The sequence below is a fragment of the Streptomyces europaeiscabiei genome, assembly GCF_001550375.1.
GTDB classification, from domain to species: domain Bacteria; phylum Actinomycetota; class Actinomycetes; order Streptomycetales; family Streptomycetaceae; genus Streptomyces; species Streptomyces europaeiscabiei.
In genome coordinates, this window is sequence record NZ_LRTR01000886.1 from 1 (window position 1) to 2181 (window position 2181).

The 2181-nt window shown below is 72.6% G+C and carries 3 protein-coding genes; all 3 read left to right on the forward strand.

What is annotated here, in order from left to right:
• A partial coding sequence (locus AWZ10_RS45100) for a carbamoyltransferase C-terminal domain-containing protein (RefSeq protein ID WP_279616680.1) occupies positions 1-584 on the forward strand: 584 nt, incomplete at its 5' end.
• Between the two features lie 125 nt (positions 585-709).
• A complete protein-coding gene (locus tag AWZ10_RS45105; protein ID WP_060894121.1) occupies positions 710-1612 on the forward strand; it encodes a phytanoyl-CoA dioxygenase family protein in 903 nt (300 codons plus the stop codon).
• Positions 1613-1634: 22 nt separating this feature from the next.
• Positions 1635-2181, forward strand: a 547-nt coding sequence (locus tag AWZ10_RS45110) for an MFS transporter (protein ID WP_159058599.1), incomplete at its 3' end; no start/stop codon positions are given.

The following is a 2181-nucleotide window of genomic DNA, read 5'->3' on the forward strand; positions in this document are numbered from 1 at the left end:
GGCTGGGCGGCCGCGGGCTGTCCGCGCGCGGACTCGCCGACGACGACGAGCTGGTGCGGACGGTCGCGGACCTGCTGGCCGAGCGGCGCTGCCTGGCCTGGCTGGACGGCGGCATGGAGACGGGGCCGAGGGCGCTCGGACACCGCTCGCTGCTGGTGTCGGCGCACTGGAACGGCGCCCGCCGGCACGTGTCCCAGACCATCAAGGGGCGTGAATGGTTCCGGCCGGTCGCGCCGATCTGTCCGGAGGAGGTCGCGGACCGCTACTTCACCGGCCCCCTGGACCACACCGAAAGCATGCTGTTCGCGGTGCGGGTGCGGCCCGAGGAGTCCCACCTGCTCGCCGAGGCGCGGCACATCGACGGCACGGCCCGCCTGCAGACCGTACGGCCGGACACCCACCCCCTGCTGCACCGGCTGTGCCACGCGGTCGGCGACCGCACCGGGCTGCCCGTCCTCATCAACACCAGTGCCAACGGAGGCGGCATGCCCATCCTCAACCATCTCGACCAGGCCCTTGAACTGCTGGCGGAGACGGAACTGGACGCCGTGGTGCTGCCCGGGCGCCGCCTGATCGTCGAGTGATCCGCGCCCCCCTCGACGGCTACCCCACCCGCCCCCGGCGGACGGCAATCGGCCGAGAACGGCGGGTGTCGGTCCTGGCCCGCCCACCCGATCCTGTACAGGCGTCGTACCCCTGGAGAGTGCACGTGCCCGCCACTCAACTGCGCGACATCCGCAAGACACAGCCGCTGCGTGTCCTGACACCCGCCGACTGGGCCCAGTGGACCGAGCAAGGCTATGTGATCGTCCGTCAGGCGGTGGCGCCCGAGACGGTCGCCGCGCTCACGGACGGGCTGCGCTCCTTCCTCGACATGCGCCCGGACGACCCCTCGACCTGGACGTCGCCGCACACCGGCAACGACCGGCTGCCCGGCCACAGCGGACTGGTCGAGATGTACAACCATCAGGCCCAGTGGGACGTGCGCCAGACACCGCGCGTGTACGAGGCGTTCGCCGACATCTGGGACCTGGACGAGCTGTGGGTGACCATCGACTTCGCCAACGTCAACCCGCCCAACCGGGGCGAGCGGGCCTTCGGCGGGTTCGTCCACTGGGATGTGGACACCTCCACCGACCCGCTGCCGGTGAGCTGTCAGGCGGTGCTCTCACTCACGGCGGGCGACGAGGACATCGGCGGCTTCCAGTGCGTGCCGGAGATCTTCGCCGAGTGGGAGAAGTGGGTGAGCCGACAGCCCTCCGACCGGGACCCGTTCACGCCGGACATCACCGGCTACTCGATCACTACCCCGGAGGTGGCGCCCGGCGACCTGATCATCTTCAACAGCCTGCTGCCGCACGGCGTGCACCCGAACGTCTCCGAGCGGCGGGTGCGCATGGCGCAGTACCTGACGATGGCGCCCGCCTGGGAGGAGAACGCCGAACTACGCGAGGCCCGGGTGCGGTTCTGGCGAGACCGCGTCCCGCCGCACCCGCCGGAGGGCGGGGTACGCAAGGAGGAGTCGGAGCTGTACGGGTCGGCGCGGCTGACGGAGCTGGGCGAGCGGCTGCTGGGACTGCGCGAGTGGCACGAAGGGAGCGTCGTTGGCTAGCGACGCGTCACCGGGAACCCGTGTGGCTGGACGGACGGGCCTGGGCCGTCCGTTCCGCTGGCTGTTGGCCTCGGCAGCGGCCTCCAACGCCGGCGACGGCATCACGCGGACGCTGCTGCCGCTGCTGGTCGTGGCGCACCACCCCGATCCGGCGGCGGTCGCGGGCCTGACCGCCGTGAACATGTTGCCGTGGCTGCTCTTCGCGCTCCCGGCGGGCGTCCTGGTGGACCGGGCGGACCGGCGACGTATCGTGCTCGGCAGCAACGCGGTCCGGGCGGCGGCGCTGGCCGGGGCGGCCTTCGTCCTCGCGCAGGACCGGCCGCTGGGCCTGTTGTACGCGCTGGCGTTCGTGCTGGGCATCGCCGAGACACTGGCCGACACCGCCGCCCCCGCGATGCTGCCGCGCCTGGTGGACGAGCGGCATCTGGAGCGGGCCAACGGGCGTCTGTCGGCGACGCAGATCGTGCTCAACGAGACGGCAGGACCGCCCGTGGCGGGTCTCCTCGCGGGGCTGGCGGCCGCGGCGGCGCTGGCCACGGGCGGGGCGCTGTACGCGCTGGCCGCGCTGC